The following is a 23,622-nucleotide window of genomic DNA, read 5'->3' as shown; positions in this document are numbered from 1 at the left end:
AAGGCCCCCCTCAAGATACGCAGGGGCCGGCCGCATCGCCGCATGGTAGCGGACGGCGCGGCGGCGACGCCCGCCGCCGCGTTCGCGGGCGTTGCCGTCGGATGATGTTCATCCCATTGGCGGCTGGCAGCAGGGAGGAAGCGATGAGCGAAGCCAAGGCGGCCCGCTACACCGAGGGCGCGGCCATCGTCGCCGGCGGATCGGGAGGCATCGGCCGCGCCATCTGCCGGACGTTGGCCGCCGGCGGCGCCGACGTGGTGCTGACCTACAACAGGAATCGAGAGGCCGGCGAAGCGGCAGCCGACGAGGTGCGCGCGCTCGGCCGCCGGGCGCTGGCGCTGCAGCTCGACCTGCGCGACGGGGCGGCCGTGGCGGCGGCGATCGCCGCCGGCGTGGCCGCCATGGGCGGCATCCACACGGCCGTCTATGCGGCCGGGCCCTACATCGACATGCGCCACGTCAGCCGGCTGGAGCCGGCGCTGTTCGAGCGGACGGTGGCGACCGACGTGTTCGGCGCCTACAATTTCATCCATGCCGCGCTGGGCGAGTTGCGCCGCCACAAGGGCACGGCGATCGCCCTGGGCACGCCGGCGATCCGCCGCTATGCGGTGAAGGACGTGCTGTCGGCCGCGCCCAAGGCGGCGATCGAGGCGGTGATCCGCGCCGTGGCGGCGGAGGAGGGGCGCTTCGGCGTGCGCGCCAACTTCGTCGGCGTCGGCGTGATCACCGACGGCATGTACCACCAGCTGGTGGCGACCGGTGATTTCGACGAGGCCTTCTTCGAGGCGACGCGCAAGGCGGTGGCCCTGCGCCGGCTCGGCGCGGCGCAGGACATCGCCAACGCGGTCGACTTCCTCGCCTCGGACGCCGCCGGCTATATCACCGGCCAGAGCCTGATGGTCGACGGCGGCTACGCCCTGTGACGAGGGCATAGCCGATCGCCGACCGCGGCGGCTTCACGCACGGGCCGCTTCGCCGGCGGCGGAGGCAGCCGCTTCCGCCTGGACGCGGCTCAGCATGCTCTGGGCCGCGGCGCCCGCCTGGGCGCCGTTCGGGCCGCCGATGGTGTGCACCGCCACGGTCGCGTTGGCGAATTCGATGCCGCCGGCGGCGAACGCCGTCACCATGCGCCGGACCGCCTGCCGCTGCACGAAGCTCGGCTTGCTCGGCCGCACCGTGAACTTGAAGCGCACGATCAGAGCGTTGTCGGCGATGTCGGCCACGCCCTGCATCTTCAGGGGATCGAGGAACTCGTCCTTCAGCTCCGGATCCTCCAGCATCTCCTGGCCGATCCTCTTGACGAGCTTGCGCAGCTTCTCGAGGTCCGTGTCGCGGGCGAAGCGCAGATTGAATTTCACGGTCGTCCAATCGCGGCTGAAATTGGTGATCTGGCCGAGCTGGCCGAACGGAATGGTATGCACCTGGCCGTTCTGGTGGCGCAGCCGGATCGAGCGCAGCGTGAAGCCCTCGACCGTACCCTTGGCCTTGCCGCAGTCGATGTACTCGCCCACGCGGAAGGCGTCGTCGGCCAGGTAGAAGATGCCCGAAACCACGTCGCGCACCAGGGTCTGGCTGCCGAACGACAGCGCGAGGCCGAACACGGAGGCGCCGGCCAGGAGCGGCGTGATGTTCACGCCGAGATCCGACAGGGCGACGAGCAGCGCGATGGCGGCGATCACGATGGCGACGGCCATGCGCAGCAGCGGCATCATCGTCGCCAGGCGCGAAGCGCTCTTGCCGGCGTCGGCGTCTTCGTCGACAGGCAGGCCGCCGGGCTTGGTCACGTGCTTGTCGGTGAAGAGCTTCACCGCTTCCCAGGCGGCGAGCGCGACCATCAGGATGAGTGCCGCCCGGGACCAGGTGCGGCTTGCCGCCGGCCACTCGGCGGCGGCCACCAGCCCGGCCACGTCGACCAGCCACACATGCGCGAGAATGAACAGGGTGACGAGCAGCATCGCCATGCGAGCCAGGCGGGCCGCAGGCCGCAGCAGCCGGCCGAGCAGGCTGCGCCCGTTCGCTGCCGCCGGATGGCGTGCGACATAACGGACCAGCGTCTCGCCGAGCAGCACGCCCAGCAGCGTCGCGACCGTGGTGATCGTGCCGACGGGGATCTCCGGTCGGCCGGACAGCGCCCCGTAGATGCGCGTCAGGGCGAGGATCGCGATCACCGGCATGGTGATCGCCAGCCAGAGACGCGTGCAGGGCGGCGTTGCGGCGGCCCGCGCCGGGGCGGCGCTCTCGGCGAGACCGGCCAGCCAGGCGCCGAACGCGTGCCGGGCGTGGAGCGCGACCACGGCATAGCATCCGGGCACCACGAAGGCGTTCACCAGGAGGCCGGCCTGGACCACGACGGACGGCACCAGGATGGCAATCCACGCGCGGCTCGCGGTCACCAGCGCGACGGCGAGCACGATGTCGTGGCGCAGGCGCACCGCGTCCGCATCGGACACCGGTGCGATCCGCGCCGCCGGGTCTTGCGGCCGCACGCAGATGGCCAGCAGGCAGATGGTCGATGCGACAATGGCCATCCCGTCGAGCACCAGCACCGCGACCATGGTCTGGGCCCCGGCGCCAGCGAACAGGGCGCCGAGCACGATGTGCGTGACCAGCCAGAACAGGGCCAGAGCCAGCAGATCCAAGGCCGCGAGGAGGGCCACGCGCGCCAGCGGTGCCGGACCTTCGCCAGGCTCCAGCAACTGCCGGCGCATCGATCTGGACCCATGGCGCAGGCCGAGGCCGACGGCCGCCAGACCGCCGCAGGCGACGCCGAGCCAGGCCAGGAACGACACCGCCGAGCGACCGCCGGCGGCCGTACGGTCCAGGCGGTCGAGGATCCGCAGGGTCTGCGCCGGTAGAGCCGGCACGGCGCCGATCACCGCCGGAAGGCGGTTGACCACCTCGGCCGCGCGCTGGGCGACGAGGCGCTCCGTGCCGTCGCCGTGGGCAAGCGCTGTGGCTTCCGGCGGGGCCTTGGGGCCGAAACCGCGCTCAGTCAGCGTGCGCGCGACCGTCTCGCTGACCTCCGCCACCAATTGATCGAACTGCTGACGCGACATTCCTGGCGGCGGCTCGGCGGCGCCAACCGGGACGGAATGGAGCAGAAGCACAAGCAGAAGGACAAACCACGGGCCCGCGGCGGGCCGGCGATGGCTTCGGGGTGCCGCAAGATATCGCCGCGCCGCTGGACCGCTCATCCGCGCCTGATCCCTGGTCCGCCACGCGCTCGCCCCCGGGCGATCGACAACGCGCAACAGCCTCGCTCGTGTTTATGTCACGCCGCCGACCAAGGTAAATAGCTGCTCGTGCGCACCCTCGTCAGCCGCTGCTCGTGGCGATCCACCAGGTGTTGCCGGCGGGATCCTTCACGCCGCCGCGGCGGTCGGGATCGTCCTTCTGCGCCGGCTCCTGCACGGGCTCGGCGCCGGCCGCGAGCGCTGCCCGGAAGGTGGCATCGACATCGGGCACGTAGAGGTGCAGCCAGACCGGGAACGGCGTGTAGGTGTCGTTGCCCTGCGCCACCATCACCACGCTGTCGCCGATGCGGAACTCCGCATGCCGGATCGCCCCGTCGGGGTGCTCGATCCGCATCAGCTCGGTGGCGCCGAACACCTGGGCGGCAAAGGCCAGCACCGCCTTGGCATCGCTGGCGACCATGTAGATCGAAATGTCGGAATGCCCTTCGGGCTTGTAGGTCATGGCAGCTGTCTCCTCCGGTTGCCGCAACTCATGTAGGGCCGCGGCGCACGCCGGCGAAGGGCATTGGTGGCGACATGCGCTGCCGCTGCGGCGTCAGCGTCGCGCCGCGGTGCGGCGGGGCGCGACGCTGCGCTCGACCTGGGCGTTGATGAGGTCCGTAAGCTCTTCCGCGCTCGCCTCGAGCTTGGCGCCCGAGGTGTCGAGCACCGCCCGAGCCCGGGCGTAGAGCGGCTCGCGGCTGGCCAGGATCGCCCGCAGCTCGTCCATGGCGAAACGATCGTTGCCCATCGGCCGGAGGTCGCCCTGCTGGCGCACCCGCCCCATGTGCTCGTCCGGCCTCGCCTTGAGCCAGATGGTGAAGAACGACGACAGGACGAGGTCGAAGGTGAGCGGCTCGGCCACGATGCCGCCGCCGGTGGCGAGCACCATCGGGCCGGTGCGCAGGGTGAGCTTGCGCAGGGCGTCCTGCTCCATGCGCCGGTATCCCTCCTGGCCGTACAGGGCGAAGATCTCTGGCACCGAGAGCCCGTTCTCGCGCTCGATCTCTCGATTGAGCTCGACGAAGGGCCACCCGAGCCGTTCGGCGGCCATGCGCCCGAGCGTCGACTTGCCCGCGCCGCGCAGCCCGATCAGCGCCACCCGCAGCGGCGCGGGCGCCGCCCCCTGCCCGTCGTCCGAGAGGATGCTCTTGATGCGGTCGAGCTGCTCGGACGACGCTTCCCGCAGGCGATCGCGGATGAGCGGCCAGTCGGGCGACACGTCGGCGCTCGGCAGGAGATCCTGGAGCTTGGTGCCGATGGCCATGGCGACGCGGCGCAGGAGAATGATCGAGACATTGCCGTGGCCGCTCTCGAGCTGGGCAATATAGCGCTCCGACAGCCCGGACACCTTCGAGAGCGTCTTGCGGGACATGCCGTGCACGGCCCGCATGTTGCGCACGCGCTGCCCGAGCTCGGCGAGAAATCGCTCCTCCGACTCCTCCGTCTCCGCCATGCCGATCCGGTCTCCGCATCCTGCCCGAGGCACTCCGTCGGCAAAATCGCGAGTCTTGTCCAGCATCGTCTCCTGTCCATCCGTCGATCTGAAACATAATGCAAAACCGGATTGACACAACATCGCCCAATGCCCTTTATATGCATTATAATTCAAGAATGCCGGGAGGATTGGATGAGCCAGCCGAGGTCGCGGCCCAGGGCATTGCCCGGTTGGATGCGGACATCCCGGCGGAACGCGCTCCACTATTTTGGACGTGCACCGCGGCCCGGCGAACGGCTGGTCTTCCCAGCCACGGGCCACCCCGTCCACACCTGCCGGAGCGCGCCATGAGCACCCCGGCCCGCTACAACGCGGTGACCGAGCTGCTCGACCGCAACATCACGCTCGGCCGCGCCGGCAAGATCGCCTTCACCGACCCCGCGCGGCAGCTGAGCTACGGTGCGCTCCAGGGCGACAGCCGGCGGCTGGCGAACCTCCTGGCGCAGCTGGGCGTGCGCCGCGAGGAGCGGGCGGCGCTGGTGATGCTGGATACGGTCGAGTTCCCGATCGTGTTCCTGGGGGCACTGCGCGCCGGCGTCGTGCCCGTGCCGCTCAATACGCTGCTCACACCCGAGCAATACGCCTATGTCCTGGCCGACTCGCGCGCCAAGGTGCTGTTCGTGTCGGCGGCGCTGCTGCCGGCGCTCGAGGCTGTTCTCCCGAGCCTGCCCGAGTTGCGCGACGTGATCGTCGTCGGCGCCGGCGGCGCGACGCACCACCACGATTTCGCCGCCGCTTTGGCCGGCGCGCCGGACGCGTGCGCGACGGCCGACACCCATGCGGACGAGCCCGCCTTCTGGCTCTATTCGTCGGGCTCCACGGGCATGCCCAAGGGCACGCGGCACGTCCACGCCAGCCTGATGGCGACCGCCGACACCTATGCGCGCCAGGTCCTGGGCATCCGGGAGGACGACGTCTGCCTGTCGGCCGCCAAGCTGTTCTTCGCCTATGGGCTGGGCAATTCGCTGACCTTCCCGATGGCCGTCGGCGCCACCACCATCCTCAATCCCGAGCGGCCGACGCCCGCCGCCATCTTCGCCCTGATGCAGCGCTTCGAGCCGTCGATCTTCTACGGCGTGCCGACGCTGTTCGCCGCCATGCTGGCCGACCCGGGCCTCAAGGCGGAGCGCCGCCTGCCCAGCGTCCGCATCTGCACTTCGGCCGGGGAGGCGCTGCCCGAGCCCGTGGGGCTGGCGTGGCGCGAGCGCTTCGGCGTCGACATCCTCGACGGCGTCGGCTCGACCGAGATGCTGCACATCTTCCTGTCGAACGCGCCCGGCGACATCAAATACGGCGCCGCCGGCCGGCCGGTGCCAGGCTACGAGGTGCGCCTCGTGGGCGAGGGCGGCGCGCCCGTGGCGGATGGCGAGGTCGGCGAACTCCTGGTGCACGGTCCCTCGGCGGCCGAGGGCTACTGGAACCAGCGGGAGAAGAGCCGCGATACCTTCGAGGGCTGCTGGACGAGGACCGGCGACAAATACATCCGTGACGCGGAGGGTCGCTTCACCTACTGCGGGCGCGCCGACGACATGTTCAAGGTGTCCGGCATCTGGGTGTCGCCTTTCGAGGTCGAAAGCGCCCTGATCAGCCATCCGGAGATCCTCGAGGCGGCCGTGGTTCCGGCGCTGGACGCCGACGGGCTGACCAAGCCGAAGGCCTATATCGTCCTCAAGGACCAGCCGCACTGCGCCGACCTGAACGGGGCGCTCAAGGAGCACGTCAAGCAGGCGATCGGGCCGTGGAAGTATCCGCGCTGGATCGAGGTGGTCGACAGCCTGCCCAAGACGGCGACGGGCAAGATCCAGCGTTTCAAGCTGCGCGAGCCGGACGGCAAGAGCAACTGATCAAGGGCAGCCGAGGAGACCGTGGTGGCCAAGCTTCAATCATCGGGAATCCTGGAGATCGGCCGAGCCCGGCTCGAATACCGCATGATCGGCCCGCCTCCGAAGGAGGCGCCGACGCTCGTGCTGCTGCACGAAGGGCTCGGCTGCGTCGGCCTGTGGAACAGTTTTCCCGACCGGCTGGCCGCGGCCACGGGCGCCGGGGTCTTCGTCTATTCGCGGGAGGGCTATGGGGCGTCGAGCCCGGCCGCGCTGCCCCGGCCGCTGACCTACATGCACGACGAGGCGCTGCAGGTGCTGCCGCGGGTCCTCGACGCCATCGGCTTCCGGCGCGGCCTGCTGGTCGGCCACTCGGACGGGGCGTCCATCGCTGCCATCTATGCCGGCAGCGTCCAGGACCATCGCATCCGCGGCCTGTCGCTGATCGCCCCGCATTTTTTCGTGGAAGGCGTGACGGCGGCATCGATCGAGGCGGCGCGGGAGGCCTACGAGGGCGGCGGCCTGCGCGGCAGGCTCGCGCGCTGGCACAAGGATGTGGACCTTGCCTTCCGGGGCTGGAACGACGCCTGGCTGCATCCGGGCTTCCGCGCCTGGGACATCTCGGAGGCGCTGGCCTATATCCGCGTGCCCATCCAGATCATCCAGGGTAGCGAGGACCCCTACGGCAGCCGGCGGCAGATCGAGGTGGCCGAGGCGGAGTGCTACTGCCCGGTGGAGGTGAGCCTGCTGCCCGCCGTCGGCCACGCCCCCCACCGCGAGGCGTCGGACGAGACCGTCGCCACCATGGTCGCCTTCGCCGACCGCCTCCTCAAGACCCACGGCGAAGGTGTGTTGTCCCGCGCCGCCTGAGCCCGGCGAGCGGCCGGACGCCTGGCCCCTGCCGCGCTGGGCGCACCTTCCCGGCCGCACGGCGGGGCCCGACCGGGAGCCGCTGGAGCGCGCCAAGCGTGCCTTGCCGGCACGCTTCGCGGCCTTCGTGCCGGCCGACGACGCCGGCCTCCGCTACGGGCTGAGCCTGCACGACGCTGGCTTCTTCTGGGAGGCCCACGAGGTGTGGGAGGCCGTCTGGAAGGCCGCGCCCATGAACGGCCGTGACCGGCTGGCGCTCCGCGCCGCCATCCAGATCGCCAATGGGGGGCTGAAGCGGCGCCTGGGCCGGCCGCGAGCGGTCCGCCGCCTCGTCGCCGAGGCCATGGCGCTGCTCGACGAGCTCCGCCTGAGGGAGCCGGGGGCGGCCCCCGCGAGCTATGCGGACAGGCTCGACGCGGCCAGCCTGTGCCGGGCGCTGGCCGCGTGCGGCGCCGGCTGCGCGCTGGCCGCGGACGCGCCACTGGTGCACCTCGATGCATTCCAGAAACATGCATGAAAATGCATAGTCGCGATGGTTCTGCTGTGGACCCTCGTCATGGAATATGCATTATGTTGCATATAAGCAGACGGAGGACGCCGGCCATGGCAGGAGATGGACCCCAGCTCGCCGACGGCAAGCAGTGGGTGGACTTCGAGACCGACCCGAGCCGCTACCGGCACTGGAAGCTGGCTGCCGACGGCGAGGTCGCCACGCTGACCATGGACGTCGACGAGAACGGCGGCCTGTTCGAGGGCTACCAGCTCAAGCTCAATTCCTATGACCTGGGTGTCGACATCGAGCTTGCCGATGCGGTGCAGCGGCTGCGCTTCGAACATCCCGAGGTCAAGACGGTGGTGATCCGCTCGGGCAAGAACCGGGTGTTCTGCGCCGGCGCCAACATCCGCATGCTGGGCGGCTCCTCGCACGCTCACAAGGTGAATTTCTGCAAGTTCACCAACGAGACGCGCAACGGCATCGAGGATGCAAGCGCCTGGTCGGGCCAACGCTACATCAGCGTCATCGCCGGCACCGCCGCCGGCGGCGGCTACGAACTGGCGCTCGCCACCGATCACATCATCCTGGCGGACGACGGCTCCTCGGCCGTATCCCTGCCGGAGGTGCCGCTGCTCGCCGTGCTGCCGGGCACCGGCGGGCTGACCCGGGTGGTCGACAAGCGCAAGGTGCGGCGCGACCATGCGGATTATTTCTGCACCACCGAGGAGGGCGTCAAGGGACGCCGGGCGGTGCAGTGGCGCCTCGTCGACGAGACGGTGCCGAACTCCCGGCTGGAAGCCCGGGTGGCGCAGCGCGCCCGCGAGTTCGCCGACGCCTCGCAGCGCGCGGCTAGCGGCGCCGGCGTCGCGCTGACGCCGCTCGACCGCCGCTTCGAGGCGGATGGGGTCGGCTATGGCTTCGTCAGCGTCGACATCCAGCGCGCGGAGCGCATCGCAACCGTCACCGTGCGTGCGCCGGAGGCGGGGCCGCCGGCGGACGCGGAGGCCATGGTCGGGCAGGGTGCGGGCTTCTGGCTGCTGCAGGTGGCGCGCGAACTCGACGACGCCATTCTCCACCTGCGCCTCAACGAGACCGGCATCGCCGTCGTGCTGTTCAAGAGCCTGGGCGACATCGCCACGGTGCTCGCCTACGACGACCTTCTCGAAGCCAGCCAGGGCCATTGGCTCGCCAACGAGATCCGCCACTACTGGAAGCGGGTGCTGAAGCGCCTCGACGTCACCTCGCGCACCATCGTCGCCATGGTCGAGCCGGGCTCGTGCTTCGCCGGAACGTTGGCCGAGCTCGTCTTCGCCGCCGACCGCTCCTACATGCTGATCGGCGAGAGGCGCGGTGACAACCGGCCGCCGCCGGCGCTGGCGCTCAACCGGATGAACTTCGACGCCTATCCCATGAGCCAGGGGCTGACCCGGCTCGAGGCGCGGTTCCTGGCCGATCCCGGCGACGTGGACCGGGCGCGCCAGCGCGTCGGCGAGACCCTGGACGGAGCGACGGCGGAAGACCTCGGCCTGGTGACCTTCGCGCTCGATGACATCGACTGGGGCGACGAGGTGCGCGTCTTCCTGGAGGAGCGCGCCAGCTTTTCGCCGGACAGCCTGACGGGCATGGAGGCCAATCTGCGCTTCGTCGGGCCCGAGACCATGGAATCGAAGATCTTTGCCCGGCTCACGGCCTGGCAGAACTGGATCTTCCAACGGCCGAACGCCGTCGGCGAGGAGGGCGCCCTCAAACGCTACGGCACCGGCCAGAAGGCCGCCTTCGACATGCAGCGGGTGTGACGCAAGCGCCCCAGGGCAAGCCGGGCCCCGCGCCGTGGATTGCGCGCTGCGCCCGTGTCGTCACACACGAAGATGAATGGTCATACTACTAGAACAAGGGAGGTTTAAGCCATGATCGACCTCATGAATGTCGACTACACCACAAAGATCCCCAACAACGTCGATCTCGCCTCCGACCGGCAGGTGCTGAAGGCCCTGGAGGGCTGGCATCCCGGCTATCTCGACTGGTGGAACGACATGGGCCCGGAGGGCTTTCAGGAATCCCTCGTCTATCTGCGCACCGCCGTTTCGGTCGATCCCAAGGGCTGGGCCAAGTTCGACTATGTGCGCATGCCCGAATACCGCTGGGGCGTGCTGCTGGCGCCGCAGGAGGAGGGGCGCAAGGTCAATTTCGGCGAGCACCTCGGCGAGCCGGCCTGGCAGGAGGTGCCGGGCGAGTACCGCGCCATGCTGCGCCGGCTGATCGTCATCCAGGGCGACACCGAGCCGGCTTCGGTCGAGCAGCAGCGCCACCTCGGCAAGACGGCGCCGTCGCTCTATGACATGCGCAACCTCTTCCAGGTGAACGTCGAGGAGGGACGGCATCTGTGGGCCATGGTCTATCTCCTGCAGAAATACTTCGGCCGCGACGGTCGCGAGGAGGCCGACGACCTGCTGCGCCGCCGTTCCGGCGACGAGGATGCGCCGCGCATGCTCGGCGCCTTCAACGAGGCGACGCCCGACTGGCTGTCGTTCTTCATGTTCACCTTCTTCACCGACCGGGACGGCAAGATGCAGCTGGAGAGCCTGGCCCAGTCCGGCTTCGACCCGCTGTCGCGCACCTGCCGCTTCATGCTGACGGAGGAGGCGCACCACATGTTCGTCGGCGAGACCGGCGTCGGCCGCACCATCCAGCGCACCTGCGAGGCGATGCTGGCCGCCGGCATCGAGGATCCGTCCGAGACGGCGAAGATCCGGGCGCTGGGCGTCATCGATCTGCCGACGATCCAGAAGAAGATGAACCTGCACTTCTCGCTGTCGCTCGACCTGTTCGGCTCGGAGGTCTCCACCAACGCCGCGAATTTCTACAATGCCGGGATGAAGGGGCGCTTCCAGGAGACCAAGATCGACGACGATCACCGGCTGACCCGCGACACCTATGCGGTCATGAAGATGATCGACGGCCGGCTCCAGCTGGTGCAGGAACCGGCGCTGACGGCGCTCAACATGCGCCTGCGCGACGACTATGTCGTCGATTGCGCCAAGGGCGTGGAGCGCTGGAATAAGATTATCGAGAAGACCGGCGTGCGCTTCCGCCTCGAGCTGCCGCACGTGGCGTTCCATCGCCAGATCGGCGAATTCAAGAACATCAACGCGACACCCAAGGGCGTGCTCGTCGACGACGCCACCTGGCAGAACACGCATGACCAGTACCTGCCGTCGACCGTGGACGGCGACTTCATCGCCGCCCTGATGCAGCCGGTGGCGGAGACCGGCCAGTTCGCCAGCTGGATCGCCGCGCCCAAGGTCGGCATCGACAACAAGCCGGGTGATTTCGAATACGTGAAGATTGCTGCGTGAGAGGGCGAACGGCGCGCCGGGACGGACGACTTGGGCGTGCTTCCCGCGCGCTGCGCGCCATTCCGCAGGTGCTCCGCAAGCCTCGGGAACCGCGTTCATGGCCACTGCCACGCTGATCAAGCAGCACGTCATCGATCCGGAGATCTGCATCCGGTGCAATACCTGCGAGGAGACGTGCCCGATCGATGCCGTGACTCACGACGACAACAACTACGTCGTCAACGCCGAGATCTGTAACTATTGCATGGACTGCATCGCCCCCTGTCCCACCGGCGCCATCGACAACTGGCGTGTGGTGGAGCAGGCCTATACGCTGGACGAGCAGTTCTCCTGGGGCGAACTGCCGGCTCAGGAGGAGCTGGGCGAGCGCGCCGACGGGGCTATCGAGGCGCTGGAGGACGAGGTCAGCGCCCTCCTGGAGGAGGCCCGCCGGGGCCTCGGCGGCAAGCCGGTGGCGCCCTCGTCGGCCAGCAAGCCCACGGTCAACCTCTACAACAGAGGCAAGCCGGCGCGCGCCACGGTGGTCGGCAACTATCGTCTCACGGCTCCCGACGGCGAGACCGACGTGCGCCACATCATCCTCGATCTCGGCCAGCTGCCCTTCGCGGTGCTGGAGGGGCAGAGCATCGGCATCGTGCCCCCCGGTGCGACGGGCGCGGGCGAGCCGCACGCCATCCGCCTCTACTCGATCGCCAGCCCGCGCGACGGCGAGAAGCCGAATGCCAACAACCTGGCACTGACGGTGAAGCGCGAGCCGGGCGGCGTGTGCTCCAACTTTCTCTGCGACCTGCCCAAGGGCGCCGGCGTCGAGGTGACGGGCCCGTTCGGCGCCACCTTCCTGATGCCGAACGACCCAGCGGCCCACATCGTCATGATCTGCACCGGCACAGGCTCGGCGCCGTTCCGCGGCTTCACCGAGCGCCGGCGGCGCGCCATGCCGCAGGCCGCCGGCGAGCTGCTGCTGTTCTTCGGCGCCCGGCGCCCGCAGGAGCTGCCCTATTTCGGCCCGCTGCAGAAGGTGCCGGAGAGCCTGCTCGCCCGCCACCTCTGCTTCTCGCGCATTCCCGGCGAGCCGCGCACCTATGTGCAGGACAAGATCCGCGCCGATGCCGAGCGGATCGCCCGCCTGCTGCGCGATCCGCACACCCACGTCTATCTCTGCGGCCTCAAGGCCATGGAGAGCGGTGTCGACGAGGCGTTCGCCGACGTCTGCCGGGGCGCCGCCCTCGACTGGGCCGTGCTCAAGGCCGACATGCGCGGCGGCGGCCGCTACCACGTGGAGACGTATTAGCTGGCGGTAAAGCCGCGCGGCAAGCCCCTCTCCCCTCCCTCTCCCCGCACGCGGGGCGGGGGTGCGCAACCGCTCTGCCGGCGCCATACCGGCGTCGTCGAGTCCGGCCATGACGGGGCGCCTCAAATGCCGACATAGCGTTCCAGCAGGCCGGGTGTCGCCGCAAGCGCTGCCGGGCGGCCGGCGAGCACGATCTCGCCCTTGGCGAGCACGACGATGCGGTCGGCGAGGCGCGCGATGGCGCGCATGTCCTTGTCGACGACGATCACCGCTGCGCCCTCGCCGCGGATCACGTCGAGGGTGCGCCAAATCTCCTGCGCCACCAGCGGCGCCAGCCCTTCCGTCGCTTCGTCCACGAGGATCAGCTCCGGGTTGGTCATCAGCGCCCGGCCGATGGTCAGCATCTGCTGCTCGCCGCCGGACAATTGCTGGCCGCCGTGGCGGCGGCGCTCGGCGAGGCGGGGGAACAGGGCCAGGACGCGCTCCAGCGTCCAGGTGCGGCGCCCGCCGCAGCCCGGCCGCGCCGCCATCACCAGGTTCTCGATCACCGTGAGCGAGCCGAAGATGCCGCGCCCCTCCGGGACGTAGGCGATGCCGCTGCGGGCGATTGCCTCGGGCGGCGCGCGGGCGATGTCGCGGCCGTCGAGGCGGATCGACCCGCGCCGGTCCGGCACCAGCCCCATGAGCGAGCGCAGCAGGGTGCTCTTGCCCATGCCGTTGCGGCCGACGAGGCCGACGGCCTCGCCGCGCCCGACCTCCAGCTCGATGCCTTTCAGGACCTGGCTCGCGCCGTAGAAGGCCTCGAGCCCCGCGACGGCCAGCAGCGGCGTCATCCCGGATCTCCGTGGCCGAGATAGGCGGTGCGCACGTGCTGATCGCGCCGCACCTCCTGCGGCGAGCCGCTGGCGATCACCCGCCCGTCGGCCATGACCGTCAGCCGGTCGGCCAGCGCGAACACCGCGTCCATGTCGTGCTCCACCAGCAGCACGGCGCGCCCGGCCTTGAGCGAGCGGATCAGCGCGGTGATGGTGCGCGCCTCCTCGGTGCCCATGCCGGCGAGCGGCTCGTCCAGCAGCAGCACGTGGGCGCCGCCGGCAACCACCATGGCGATCTCGAGCTGGCGCTGCTCGCCGTGGCTCAGCCGGTCGGCGCGGATGCCGCCTCGCGCCGCAAGGCCCGCGGCGGCGAGCGCTGCCTCGGCCAGCCCGTCGGTCGCCTGCTCGGCCCGGCGCCGCGGCCACAGGGCAAGCGGTCGGCCGGCGCGGGCCTGGACGGCCAGCCGGGCGTTCTCGAAGGCGCTCGAAGCGCCGAAGATGGTCGTCTTCTGGTAGGCGCGCCCGATGCCCAGCCGCCCACGCCGATCCGGGCCGAGGCGCCGCAGCGAGCGGCCGTCGAGCAGGATGTCGCCGGCGGTGACGGCCAGATCGCCGGACAGCAGGTTGATCAGCGTCGATTTGCCGGCTCCGTTGGGGCCGATGACCGCGTGGATCTCGCCGCGCCGCACGTCGAGGCTGACACCGGCCACGGCGCGCAGGCCACCGAAGCGGCGCTCCAGGTTCTCGGCCCGCAGTGCGATGTCAGGCATGGCGGATGGACCTGTCCGTGGCGGTCGTGTCCTCGGCCGTGCTGCGCGGCGGCGCGGCGAGGTGCTCACCCCCGCTGGCGGATGCGCCGAAGGCGGCCGTGGCGAGCCGGCGCAGCCCGGCCGGGGACACCAGGACGATGCCGATGATCGCCAGCCCCTCCACCAGCTTCCAATGCTCGGTCGCGAGCTTCAGCACCTCTTCCAGCCCCATCAGCGCCGCCGCGCCGAGCAGCGGGCCGGCGACCGTGCGCAGCCCGCCGAGGACGACCATCACCAGGAGGATCGCCGACAGGTGCCATCCCAGCATCTGCGGCGCCACGAAGCCGAATTGCGCGGCGGCGAAGTAGCCGGCCAGCGCCGTGAGCGCGCCCGACAGCACGAAGGCGCCGAGCTGGAGGCGGTAGATCGGAAAGCCGAGCGCGCGGGCACGCCGCTCGTTGTCGCGGGCGGCCCGCAGCGCCCGCCCGAACGGCGCCGCGAGGAGATGGCGGAGCAGGAGGATCACGCCTGCCGCCAGCGCCAGCACCAGCCAGAAGAACTGGGCCGGCGCCTCCAGGTCGACCAGCGTCAGCCCCGCCACGGCGAGCTCGGGCTTGTAGTGGATGAAGGTGCCGTCCGAGCCGCCGGCGAAGCCGGCGTCCTGGAACAGGTAGAACAGCATCTCGCCGAAGGCGAGCGTCACCATGATGAAGTAGAGGCCGCGCGTGCGCAGGGACAGCGCGCCGATGACGAGCGCGACCAGGGCGACGGCGGCGACGGCGAACGGCAGGCTCCACCACAGGGCCGCCGGGTCGTAGCGCGGGGCGGTCAGCGCCAGCACATAGCCGGCGAGACCGAAGAAGGCGCCGTGGCAGAGGCTGACCAGGCCGCCGAAGCCGACGACCAGGTTGAGGGCCATGGCGGCGATGCCCATCAGCAGGATCTTGGTGGCGAACTGCACGTAATAGCCGGGCGCCAGCAGCGGCAGCGCGGCGAGCACCAGCAGCAGCGCGAGGACGAGCCAGGAGTGCCTGTCGGCGGGGGCGGTCATCACGCCTCTCGCCGGCCGAGGATGCCGGTCGGCCGCCAGATCAGGACAAGCGCCATGACCACATAGATCAGCATGCTCGACAGGCTGGGGAAGAACACCTTGCCGAAGGTGTCGGTCAGCCCGACGAGGAGCGCACCGATGGCCGCGCCGGCGACCGAGCCGATGCCGCCGAGCACGACCACGACGAACGACAGGATCAGCATGCCGTCGCCCATGCCGGGGAAGACGGTGGAGATCGGCGCCACCACGAGGCCGGCGAGCGCGGCGAGCGCGATGCCGGCCGCGAAGACGGTGCGGTTCACCGTGTCGAAGGGGATGCCGAGCGCCCGCGTCATCTCGCGGTTCTCGGCGCCCGCCCGCACGATCATGCCGATGCGGGTGCGGTGGATGAGAAGGAACACGCCGACCGCGACCAGCAGGCAGAAGATGCAGACGGCGAGGCGATACACGGGGTAGGTCTGGAGGTCCGTCAGCCGGATGCCGCCGGCGAGCAGCGCCGGCGCGGCCACCGAATGCACGTCCTTGCCGAACAGGATCTGGCGCGCTTCGTCGATGACCAGGATGAGCCCGTAGCTCATCAGCACCTGGGTGAGGTGGTCGCGGCCGTAGAGCCGCCTGACCAGCAGCTGCTCCAGCGCGAGGCCGAGACAGAAGGCGATGGCGACGCCGCCCGCCAGCGCCAGCCAGAAGCTGCCCGTGGCCGCCGTCAGCCAATAGGCGAGGTAGGCGCCCAGCATGTAGAAGGCGCCGTGCGCCAGGTTGATGACGCCCAGGATGCCGAAGATCAGCGTGAGTCCGCTGGCCACCAGAAAGAGCACCAGCCCGTACTGGACGCCGTTCAGCAATTGGACGGCGAAGGTCTGCAAGTCCATGGAACCATGCCCGGGCAGGAGAGGGCGGGGCGTTTCGCGCTGGGGTGGACCGCCCATCGCAAAGACGCGCTCCGGCCGATGACGACAGGGGCCGCTCTGGCGCGCGCCACCTCAGGTGGCGATGCGGCAGCCGCGGGCCGGATCGTCGACGTTGGCCTGGGCGACCGCCACATAGGCGTTGATGCCGTTGCGGACGTCGCGCAGATAGATGTTCTGGATCGGGTTGTGCGCCTTGTTGAAGGTCACCGGACCGCGCGGGCTGTCGAGCCGGGCCGCGCCCATGGCCTTGACCAGGCCATCGCGCTGGCTGAAGTCGCCGCCCACGGCGCCGAGGCCGACCGCCAGCAGGGCGGCCGCGTCGTAGCCCTGCACCGCATAGATGTCGCCGACCTGGCTGGTCTTCTTCGCGAAGGCGGCGAGGAAGGTCTTGTTGGCGGGATTGTCGAGGTCGTCGGCATAGTGGAGCGTGGTGCGGATGCCCTCGGCCGCTTCGCCCTGCGCCTTCAGGGTGCCGTCGGTCAGGAACCCCGGCCCGTAGAGCGGGATCTGCCCCTTGAGCCCGGCCGCTGCATAGTCGCGCACGAACTTCACTGCGCCGCCGCCGGCGAAGAAGGCGTGCACCGCGTCCGGCTTGATGGAGGCGATGCGGGTGAGCAGCGCCTGGAACTCGACTTCCGGGAACGGCAGGGCCAGCTCTTCCACCACCGTGCCGCCCGCTTGGGCGAAGCCTTCCTTGAAGGCGGCCATCATCTCCTGGCCGGCGGTGTAGCGCCAGGTGATGGTGACCACCTTCTTGTGCCCTGCGTCGGCGATCACCTTCCCCATGGGGAAGTTGACCTGCCAGTTGGAGAACGACGTCCTGAAGATGTTGGGCGCGCACAGCGGGCCGGTGGCATCGTTGGCCCCGGCGTTGGGGATCAGCAGCAGGGTCTTGGTGTCCCGCGCTACCTTCACCATGGCCATGGCGACGCCGGAATGGACGGTGCCGACCACCACGTCGACCTTGTCGCGGGAGACCAGCCTGTTCATGTTGTCGGTCGCCGTCTCCGGCTTCGACTCGTCGTCGACCTGCACGAAGCTGATCTCGCGGCCGCCGAGCTTGCCGCCGTTCATCTCGACGAACAGGCGGAAGCCCTGGTCGCAGAACTGGCCGAGCTTGGCATAGGTGCCGGTGTAGGGGAGCATCAGCCCGACGCGCAGGGGAGCGGCCTGGGCCAGGGCCGGCTTGGCGAGCGGCCCCGCCACGCCCAACGCGCCCCACGCCGCGGCGCCCTTCAACAGCCCACGCCTGGTGCTGCGCAGCCGGCAGCCGTCCTCGGCCTTCATGCGATCCTCCCTGGCTTGGTCCGCGCGAGCTTGCCGCCGCGCACGCCTTGGCATGCAGCATAATGCGTATAATTTTTGAATTGCAAGAATTATAATGCATAGTGCGTACAGCCGCGGATGCATTCGCCGCAAAGGCCGAATGGTCGATCGGCGCGCCTGGCGGGCTACCTGGAGGAAACAGATGCAAAGCGAGGGCGCCGCCGTGTCGGTTCCATTGAGCAGCCCGGCTGTGCCTCCCGGCTCGCCGGAGAGCCCGTGGCCCTCCGCCCATTTCGCGCCGGCGCGCGTCGACATCGAGCGCCGGCCCGACGGCGCCCTCGTGCTGCGCTCGCCGCTGCCGCTCAACGCAGGGCCGCGCAGCCTGGGCGGGCTGCTCGACCGGTGGGCGGACGAGGCGTCCGACCGGCCGTTCCTGGCCCAGCGCGCCGGGGCGCGGCCGGGCGAGGACTGGCGCATCCTCACCTACGGCGAGGCGCAGCGGCGGACCCGCGCCGTGGCCCAGGCCCTCCTCGACCGCGGGCTGTCACCGCAGCGGCCGATCCTGATCCTGGCCGAGAACGGCATCGACCATGCCGTGATGATGCTCGCCGCCACCTATGTCGGCATCCCGGTGGCGCCGGTCTCGACCGCCTACGCGCGGCTCAGCCGCGATTTCGCCAAGCTCCGCTACATCGCGGAGTTCGTGGCGCCCCAGCTCGTCTTCGTCGACGACCCCCGGGCCTACGCCGCAGCGCTCGAGGCGGTGAGCTTCGGCGGCGCCGAGACCGTCGTGGCGGCCGGGCCGGCCGCCGGCCCCGCCGGGACGCCATTCGCCGCCCTTTGCGCCACGGCGCCGACGGAGGCGGTGGCCCGCGCGAACGCCGCCGTCGGGCCCGATACGATCGCCAAGATCCTGTTCACCTCCGGCTCCACCGACCTGCCGAAGGGCGTCATCAACACCCAGCGCATGCTCTGCTCCAACCAGGAGAGCACTGCCCAGATCTGGCCGTTCCTGGAACGGGAGCCGCCGGTCATCGTCGACTGGCTGCCCTGGAATCATACCTTCGGCGGCAACTATAATTTCAACCTGGTGCTACGCAACGGCGGCACCTTGTTCATCGACGAGGGCCGGCCGGTGCCGGCGCTGTTCGCCCGCTCGGTGGCCAATCTGAAGGCGGTGGCACCGACCGCCTATTTCAACGTGCCGCGCGGCTATGCCTGCCTGCTCGACGCGCTCGAAGCCGACCCGGCCTTCAACAGGCATTTCTTCAGCCGGCTGAAAATCATTTTCTATGCCGCCGCCGCCCTGCCGCAGCCCCTGTGGCAACGGCTCGAGGCCTGTTCGCGGTTGGCGCGCGGCCATGTCGTGCCGATGCTCTCGGGCTGGGGCATGACAGAGACGGCCCCCTGTGTGACCGGCGGCCATTTCGAGGCCGACCGGGCCGGCATCATCGGGCTGCCGCTGCCCGGGTGCGAGCTGATGCTGGCGCCGTCCGGCGAGCGCCTGGAGATGCGGGTGCGCGGCCCCAACGTCACGCCGGGCTATTGGCGCCGCCCCGACCTGACCGCGGCGGCCTTTGTTGACGGCTGGTTCAAGACCGGCGATGCGGCGCGCTTCGCCGATCCGCAGGTGCCGGCCAAGGGCATCCTGTTCGACGGGCGCGTGGCCGAGAACTTCAAGCTCAGCACCGGCACGTGGGTCAATGTCGGCATGCTGCGCATTGCCGTGCTCGCCGCGGCCGCCCCGTTCCTCGACGACGCCGTCGTCACCGGCCACGACTGCGACGCCATCGGCCTGCTCGCCTTCCCCAACCTCGCCGCCTGCCGGGCGCTCGCCGCCGACCTGGCTGCCGACGCGCCGGCCGAGGCCGTGGTGGCGCATCCGGCGGTGCGCGCCGCGCTCGCCGCCGCGCTCGCGCGCCACAACCGCGTCGCGCCGGCCAGCTCGACGGCGGTGGCGCGCCTCATGTTCACCCTGGAGCCGCCGTCGATCGACGCCAGCGAGATCACCGACAAGGGCTACCTCAACCAGCGGGCGGTGCTGCTCAGGCGCGTCGGGCAGGTGGAGCGGCTGCACGCGGATCCGCCGGACGCCGCGGTGATCGTGCCCGCCCAGGCCGGGTAGGCCGCGCGACCTAGGTTTCCAAGTGGATGGATGGCCGGGTCAAGCCCGGCCATGACGCTGGGATGCCGGCACCTCACGGCCATACCGTCATGCCCGGGCTTGACCCAGGCATCCATCCGCTCGAAGGGTTAGAGGCGACCGTGCTCGCTTGACATCTGCAACAGGAGAACTCAAGGCGTCGCGGACCACGCGGTGGATGCCGTCCGTCAATCATGAAGGCAAGGAATGTCTCTTGGTATATCGACAGATGGATCAGACCAATTCTTAGTGAAGCCGTTACTTTTCGGTATATTGTTGTTTCCAGCCTCGTTCGTCGTCTCCATATTTTTGAACGAACCGCTGGAGGCGCCAGTAATACTTTTGACATACATGTATATCTTAACCGAAGTGGTCGGATTTGTTTTAATTTCAAGAAGACTGTATGTCGTTGGTAAAAGGCGCATGGCATTTTCGTTTGCCGCCGGTCTGGTCATAGCTGGATTGCTCGTGCCGTCTCTGTCCAGGTTGAACGAGCCGGTTGTTTGGGCCGGGCAGTGTATTGGGCAGGTGTTGAAGGCGCGCGACTGCAGTAGCCAGTTGCCGTAGACTGTCGGCGCCAATATGCAATTTGGCTTCCCGGCGGATGGCGGTGTCGGCTGCAGGGCGTTACGGCCGGATGGCCCCGCCGTCCGGAGAATCAATCAGCCCATGTCCGGCAGCGTCTTCGCCATCATCCTGTTCGCGGCCGCCCTGCATGCCACCTGGAACGCCATCGTCAAGGGCGCCGGCGACAAGCTGATGATGACGGTGCTGGTGGCCGGCGCCGCGGCGCTCATGGCCGCTGCGGGATTGCCGCTGCTGCCGGCGCCAGCCGTTGCGAGTTGGCCCTTCATGGCCGCCTCCGCCGTCGTCCAGGTGGGCTATTACCTGCTGGTGGCGCGCGCCTATCACGTCGCCGACATGAGCCAGACCTACCCGCTCATGCGCGGCGCGGCGCCGTTGCTGGTGGCCCTGGTGGGCGTGCTGTGGATCGGGGAGGCGCTGTCGCCGCGGGCCTGGCTCGGCATCGCCGTCACCTGCCTCGGTGTCCTCGCCATGGCGGCGGGCGGCGGTGGCGGCAGCCGGCAGGGCGTCGCCGTCGCGCTCGCCAACGCGGTCGTCATCGCCGCCTACACGCTCATCGATGGCGCGGGGGTGCGGGCCTCGGGCGCGCCGGCCGCCTATACGCTGTGGGTGTTCCTGCTCACCGGCCTGCCGTTGGTGGCGTGGGCGCTGCTGCATCGGCGGCCCGCTCTGGGTGCGGCGATCGCCCGCCGCTGGCGGCTCGGCCTTCTCGGCGGCGCCTGCACGCTGGTCTCTTACGGCCTCGCCCTTTGGGCGATGACGGCGGCGCCGGTCGCCGTCATCGCCGCCTTGCGCGAGACCTCGATCCTGTTCGGCACAGCGATCTCCGCCCTCGTGCTCGGCGAGCGCGTCGGCGCGGCGCGCCTTGCGGCGGTGATGGTGATCGCCGCCGGCGCCGCCGTGCTGCGGCTCGCCTGACGCGCGAGCGCGGGGCTCGCAGCGGTGGCGCGGTTCTTGCCGACAGCCCGGCGGCAGGACTAGCTTGCTCACCCATCTCCAGCGGGCGTCGCGGCATGGCATGTGGCAACGAGGGCGCAGCGTTGAACTCCATCCGCCCGGGTGGGCCTGCGCCGGCGCGGCAGGCGGCGCCCGTCGGCGCCTTCGACGAAGCACTGCTGGCGCTTCACGCGCAGGCGGACATGGCCCTTTCCAACGTCTTCCTCGATGACGCCATCGGCCGCTTGTCCCTGAGCCTCGGCTTCGATGCCGCCTGGCTCGGCCATGCCAGCTTCGACGGCGCGGGGCTGCCGCTGCTGCTCGGCGAATATCGACACAAGCTGCCCAAGGGCTTCGCCCAGGAGTGGCGGCGCATCCGCGACCTCGACCCCCTCGCCGCGGAGTTTGCCCGCCAGCACGACCATGCGGTGGCGCAATTTGGGGAGGAGACGCCGGCCGCGCTCCGCCGCCTGCTCGACCGACACGGCATTTCCGCCGCCGCGTCGGTGACGACGTCGGGCCTGGTGCGGGACGGCTTTCTCTTCCTGTCGCTCTACCGCGGCGGGGCCGGCGCGGCCTTCACTGCCGGGGACGTCGGCCAGGCGCGGCTGTTCCTGCGTCATCTCGCCGTGGCGCTGCGCAACCGGCTGGCGGCGAATGCCTGGGGGGCGGGCCCGTCGACGGCGACGCTCACCCTCGACGGGCGCCTCGAGCACGTGTCGGGCGCTTTCTTGAAGCGGCTGGCGGATGCCGGCATCGATGTGCCGGGCGGCCGCCTGCCGGCCCGGTTGACGCAGATGCTGGTCGCCCGCGGCCGCTACGGCGACGACCAGATCCGGCTGCGGCTACGGGAGCTGTTCGGGCTGGGGCTGCTGGAGATCGACGAGGCGGAGCGCCCCCGGCCTCTGACTCCGCGCGAGCGGCAGGTGGCGCAGGCCTATGCGCGCGGCTTGAGCTTCCGGGACATCGCCCGGGCCCTCGGCGTCTCGCCGCACACGGCGCGCAACCACATCCGGGCGGTCTTCGGCAAGCTGCGCGTCACCAGCAAGCTGGGCCTCGCCGCCACTCTCGCTCTTCGGCCGGATCAATAGCGCAGATGCGCTATCGGGGCCGCATCCCCGTCGATGCAGGCTGATGCCGTCAACGACGAGGGAGCCAGGTCTCATGAAGCTGTCCGAATATGCCGCGCACGATGGCGTTGGCCTGAGCGAGCTGGTGCGCAAGGGCGAGGTCACCGGAGACGAGCTGGCTGCCTGCGCCAACGCGGCCATCGATGCGGTGAACGACCGCCTCAATGTGATGGCGCAGCGGCTTGACCAGCCGCTCGCCGGCGAGGCGGACGGACCATTCGCCGGCGTCCCGTTCCTGGTCAAGGATATCGTCCTGCACCTCGCCGGCGTGCCCCATCGCATGGGCACCCGCCTGCTGGCCGCGGGCCAATACGTGCCCGAACAGAACTCCGAGCTGTTCGCCCGTTTCCGCAAGGCGGGGCTGATCACGGTGGGCGTCACCACGACGCCGGAGTTCGGCTTCAACGCGACAACCGAGTCCCTGCTCTACGGGCCCACCCGCAACCCCTGGGACGTCACGCGCTCGCCCGGCGGCTCGTCGGGCGGCAGCGCCGCCGCCGTGGCCGCCGGGGTGGTGCCGATGGCCCATGCCAACGACGGTGGCGGCTCGATCCGCATCCCCGCCGCGAGCTGCGGCGTCGTCGGGCTCAAGCCGACCCGCGGGCGCACGCCGATCGGCCCGGACTACATGCTGCCGCTGATGGGGATGGGCATCGAATTCGCGGTGACGCGCAGCGTGCGCGACGCTGCCCTCCTGCTCGACTGCGTCGAGGGCCCGGAAATCGGGGCGATGTTCGACATCCCGCGTCCCGCCGAGCGCTACGCCGCGGTCGTCAGCCAGCCGACGCGTAAGCTCAAGCTCGCCCTGGCCGCGCATCTGCCGGGGCTGCCGGAACCCGATCCGCATGTCGCCGAGGCGGTGCGCGCGACGGCCCGGCTGCTGGAAGGGGAGGGACACGTGGTCGTCGAGGCCGCGCCCACCTTCGACCGCGAGGCCTGGCGCCGGGCGACCTATGTCGCCTGGATGGGCTTCCTGGCTTCCGGCGCCTTTGGTCTCGCCGACATGCTGGGCGTCGCGCCGTCAGCCGACAACCTGGAGGCGGCGACGCTTGCCTGCGCGGAGGCCGGCGCCAAACTCACGGCCATGGATTACGAGCTGGCCTTCGTGCAGATGAACGCCGTCAACCGCGCGCTCGGCCAATTCATGGCCGGCTACGACGCACTGCTCATGCCGTGCCTGCGTCATGCGCCGGTGGAGATCGGCTTCCTCGACCAGAACGCGCCGCTCAGCGCCGAAGGCTGGTTCAACCACCTCTTCGACACGGTGCCCTACACGGGCCTGTTCAACATGACCGGACAACCGGCCATCAGCGTGCCGGCCGGATGGCATGCGGGGCTGCCGCTCGCCGTGCAGATTGTCGCGCCCATGGGCGACGAGGCGACGCTGCTGCAGCTCGCCCGCGATCTGGAGGCCGCCCGGCCGTGGGCCCAGGTGCGGCCGCCAGTGTGCGTGGCCTGAGCCGCAAAGCGGT

19 protein-coding genes are annotated in these 23,622 nt (G+C 70.1%); 11 read left to right on the top strand and 8 right to left on the bottom strand.

Going from position 1 to position 23,622, the window contains the following annotated elements:
- Positions 1–143 precede the first annotated feature (143 nt).
- Positions 144–923: an SDR family NAD(P)-dependent oxidoreductase gene (locus tag IEW34_RS02755; protein ID WP_188607574.1), complete on the top strand. Its 780-nt coding sequence runs from the start codon at positions 144–146 to the stop codon at positions 921–923.
- A 33-nt stretch (positions 924–956) separates the two neighbouring features.
- Here the strand turns inward: IEW34_RS02755 and IEW34_RS02750 are convergent, their stop codons facing one another.
- The 3 genes from IEW34_RS02750 to IEW34_RS02740 all read right to left on the bottom strand — a co-directional run bounded on the left by IEW34_RS02750 (position 957) and on the right by IEW34_RS02740 (position 4,689).
- Positions 957–3,056, bottom strand: a complete 2,100-nt coding sequence (locus IEW34_RS02750; protein WP_188607573.1) for a mechanosensitive ion channel family protein — start codon at positions 3,054–3,056, stop codon at positions 957–959.
- A 259-nt stretch (positions 3,057–3,315) separates the two neighbouring features.
- Positions 3,316–3,696 carry a VOC family protein gene (locus tag IEW34_RS02745; RefSeq protein ID WP_188607572.1) on the bottom strand — a complete coding sequence of 127 codons (381 nt, stop codon included), beginning with the start codon at positions 3,694–3,696 and terminating at the stop codon, positions 3,316–3,318.
- Positions 3,697–3,789: 93 nt separating this feature from the next.
- The gene (locus IEW34_RS02740) at positions 3,790–4,689 is read right to left on the bottom strand and encodes a helix-turn-helix transcriptional regulator (RefSeq protein WP_188607571.1); all 900 of its coding nucleotides are present in this window, start codon (positions 4,687–4,689) and stop codon (positions 3,790–3,792) included.
- Positions 4,690–5,018: 329 nt separating this feature from the next.
- Between IEW34_RS02740 and IEW34_RS02735 the strand changes: the two genes are divergently transcribed.
- The 6 genes from IEW34_RS02735 to boxA all read left to right on the top strand — a co-directional run bounded on the left by IEW34_RS02735 (position 5,019) and on the right by boxA (position 12,564).
- The gene (locus tag IEW34_RS02735) at positions 5,019–6,575 is read left to right on the top strand and encodes a benzoate-CoA ligase family protein (RefSeq protein WP_188607570.1); all 1,557 of its coding nucleotides are present in this window, start codon (positions 5,019–5,021) and stop codon (positions 6,573–6,575) included.
- Positions 6,576–6,599: 24 nt separating this feature from the next.
- Positions 6,600–7,421: an alpha/beta fold hydrolase gene (locus tag IEW34_RS02730; RefSeq protein ID WP_244641701.1), complete on the top strand. Its 822-nt coding sequence runs from the start codon at positions 6,600–6,602 to the stop codon at positions 7,419–7,421.
- The gene (locus IEW34_RS02725; RefSeq protein ID WP_210324431.1) at positions 7,399–7,938 is read left to right on the top strand and encodes a DUF309 domain-containing protein; all 540 of its coding nucleotides are present in this window, start codon (positions 7,399–7,401) and stop codon (positions 7,936–7,938) included. The genes IEW34_RS02730 and IEW34_RS02725 overlap by 23 nt, the downstream gene beginning before the upstream one ends.
- 86 nt (positions 7,939–8,024) lie before the next feature.
- Positions 8,025–9,713, top strand: a complete 1,689-nt coding sequence (gene boxC / locus IEW34_RS02720; RefSeq protein ID WP_188607569.1) for a 2,3-epoxybenzoyl-CoA dihydrolase — start codon at positions 8,025–8,027, stop codon at positions 9,711–9,713.
- A 111-nt stretch (positions 9,714–9,824) separates the two neighbouring features.
- Entirely contained in the window at positions 9,825–11,273 is a 1,449-nt protein-coding gene (boxB, locus tag IEW34_RS02715; protein WP_188607568.1) for a benzoyl-CoA 2,3-epoxidase subunit BoxB, read from the top strand.
- A 97-nt stretch (positions 11,274–11,370) separates the two neighbouring features.
- Entirely contained in the window at positions 11,371–12,564 is a 1,194-nt protein-coding gene (gene boxA / locus IEW34_RS02710) for a benzoyl-CoA 2,3-epoxidase subunit BoxA (RefSeq protein WP_188607567.1), read from the top strand.
- A gap of 122 nt (positions 12,565–12,686) precedes the next feature.
- Here boxA and IEW34_RS02705 read toward each other — a convergent pair whose 3' ends face one another.
- The 5 genes from IEW34_RS02705 to IEW34_RS02685 all read right to left on the bottom strand — a co-directional run bounded on the left by IEW34_RS02705 (position 12,687) and on the right by IEW34_RS02685 (position 17,377).
- Positions 12,687–13,397: an ABC transporter ATP-binding protein gene (locus IEW34_RS02705; protein ID WP_188607566.1), complete on the bottom strand. Its 711-nt coding sequence runs from the start codon at positions 13,395–13,397 to the stop codon at positions 12,687–12,689.
- Positions 13,394–14,149, bottom strand: coding sequence for an ABC transporter ATP-binding protein (locus IEW34_RS02700; protein WP_188607565.1), 756 nt, complete (start codon positions 14,147–14,149; stop codon positions 13,394–13,396). Before IEW34_RS02700 ends, IEW34_RS02705 begins: the two co-directional genes overlap by 4 nt.
- Entirely contained in the window at positions 14,142–15,179 is a 1,038-nt protein-coding gene (locus tag IEW34_RS02695) for a branched-chain amino acid ABC transporter permease (RefSeq protein WP_188607564.1), read from the bottom strand. Before IEW34_RS02695 ends, IEW34_RS02700 begins: the two co-directional genes overlap by 8 nt.
- On the bottom strand, positions 15,179–16,051 hold the full coding sequence (locus IEW34_RS02690) for a branched-chain amino acid ABC transporter permease (RefSeq protein ID WP_188607563.1): 873 nt from the start codon (positions 16,049–16,051) through the stop codon (positions 15,179–15,181). Before IEW34_RS02690 ends, IEW34_RS02695 begins: the two co-directional genes overlap by 1 nt.
- A gap of 111 nt (positions 16,052–16,162) precedes the next feature.
- The gene (locus tag IEW34_RS02685; protein WP_188607562.1) at positions 16,163–17,377 is read right to left on the bottom strand and encodes an ABC transporter substrate-binding protein; all 1,215 of its coding nucleotides are present in this window, start codon (positions 17,375–17,377) and stop codon (positions 16,163–16,165) included.
- A 181-nt stretch (positions 17,378–17,558) separates the two neighbouring features.
- Here IEW34_RS02685 and IEW34_RS02680 point away from each other — a divergent pair, with 181 nt between their 5' ends.
- The 4 genes from IEW34_RS02680 (at position 17,559) to IEW34_RS02665 (ending at position 23,609) form a co-directional block, all read left to right on the top strand.
- Positions 17,559–19,481 (top strand): feruloyl-CoA synthase, encoded by a 1,923-nt coding sequence (locus IEW34_RS02680; RefSeq protein ID WP_188607561.1) that lies wholly within the window; start codon positions 17,559–17,561, stop codon positions 19,479–19,481.
- A gap of 687 nt (positions 19,482–20,168) precedes the next feature.
- Positions 20,169–21,002: an EamA family transporter gene (locus tag IEW34_RS02675; RefSeq protein ID WP_188607560.1), complete on the top strand. Its 834-nt coding sequence runs from the start codon at positions 20,169–20,171 to the stop codon at positions 21,000–21,002.
- Positions 21,003–21,124: 122 nt separating this feature from the next.
- Complete coding sequence (locus tag IEW34_RS02670; protein ID WP_188607559.1) at positions 21,125–22,111, top strand: helix-turn-helix transcriptional regulator; 987 nt, start codon at positions 21,125–21,127, stop codon at positions 22,109–22,111.
- A 73-nt stretch (positions 22,112–22,184) separates the two neighbouring features.
- Positions 22,185–23,609, top strand: a complete 1,425-nt coding sequence (locus IEW34_RS02665; protein ID WP_188607558.1) for an amidase — start codon at positions 22,185–22,187, stop codon at positions 23,607–23,609.
- The last annotated feature ends 13 nt before the right edge of the window (positions 23,610–23,622 follow it).

It is taken from the genome of Chelatococcus reniformis, assembly GCF_014640075.1.
GTDB classification, from domain to species: domain Bacteria; phylum Pseudomonadota; class Alphaproteobacteria; order Rhizobiales; family Beijerinckiaceae; genus Camelimonas; species Camelimonas reniformis.
The sequence above is the reverse complement of the archived record's forward strand: the minus strand, read 5'-3'. Positions and strand labels throughout refer to the sequence as shown.

Coding starts and splice junctions, on each gene's coding strand:
- IEW34_RS02755 (WP_188607574.1), top strand. CDS start 144: ATGAGCGAAGCCAAGGCGGCCCGCTACACCGAGGGCGCGGCCATCGTC.
- IEW34_RS02750 (WP_188607573.1), bottom strand. CDS start 3,056: ATGTCGCGTCAGCAGTTCGATCAATTGGTGGCGGAGGTCAGCGAGACG.
- IEW34_RS02745 (WP_188607572.1), bottom strand. CDS start 3,696: ATGACCTACAAGCCCGAAGGGCATTCCGACATTTCGATCTACATGGTC.
- IEW34_RS02740 (WP_188607571.1), bottom strand. CDS start 4,689: ATGGCGGAGACGGAGGAGTCGGAGGAGCGATTTCTCGCCGAGCTCGGG.
- IEW34_RS02735 (WP_188607570.1), top strand. CDS start 5,019: ATGAGCACCCCGGCCCGCTACAACGCGGTGACCGAGCTGCTCGACCGC.
- boxC (WP_188607569.1), top strand. CDS start 8,025: ATGGCAGGAGATGGACCCCAGCTCGCCGACGGCAAGCAGTGGGTGGAC.
- boxB (WP_188607568.1), top strand. CDS start 9,825: ATGATCGACCTCATGAATGTCGACTACACCACAAAGATCCCCAACAAC.
- boxA (WP_188607567.1), top strand. CDS start 11,371: ATGGCCACTGCCACGCTGATCAAGCAGCACGTCATCGATCCGGAGATC.
- IEW34_RS02705 (WP_188607566.1), bottom strand. CDS start 13,397: ATGACGCCGCTGCTGGCCGTCGCGGGGCTCGAGGCCTTCTACGGCGCG.
- IEW34_RS02700 (WP_188607565.1), bottom strand. CDS start 14,149: ATGCCTGACATCGCACTGCGGGCCGAGAACCTGGAGCGCCGCTTCGGT.
- IEW34_RS02695 (WP_188607564.1), bottom strand. CDS start 15,179: ATGACCGCCCCCGCCGACAGGCACTCCTGGCTCGTCCTCGCGCTGCTG.
- IEW34_RS02690 (WP_188607563.1), bottom strand. CDS start 16,051: ATGGACTTGCAGACCTTCGCCGTCCAATTGCTGAACGGCGTCCAGTAC.
- IEW34_RS02685 (WP_188607562.1), bottom strand. CDS start 17,377: ATGAAGGCCGAGGACGGCTGCCGGCTGCGCAGCACCAGGCGTGGGCTG.
- IEW34_RS02680 (WP_188607561.1), top strand. CDS start 17,559: ATGCAAAGCGAGGGCGCCGCCGTGTCGGTTCCATTGAGCAGCCCGGCT.
- IEW34_RS02675 (WP_188607560.1), top strand. CDS start 20,169: ATGTCCGGCAGCGTCTTCGCCATCATCCTGTTCGCGGCCGCCCTGCAT.
- IEW34_RS02665 (WP_188607558.1), top strand. CDS start 22,185: ATGAAGCTGTCCGAATATGCCGCGCACGATGGCGTTGGCCTGAGCGAG.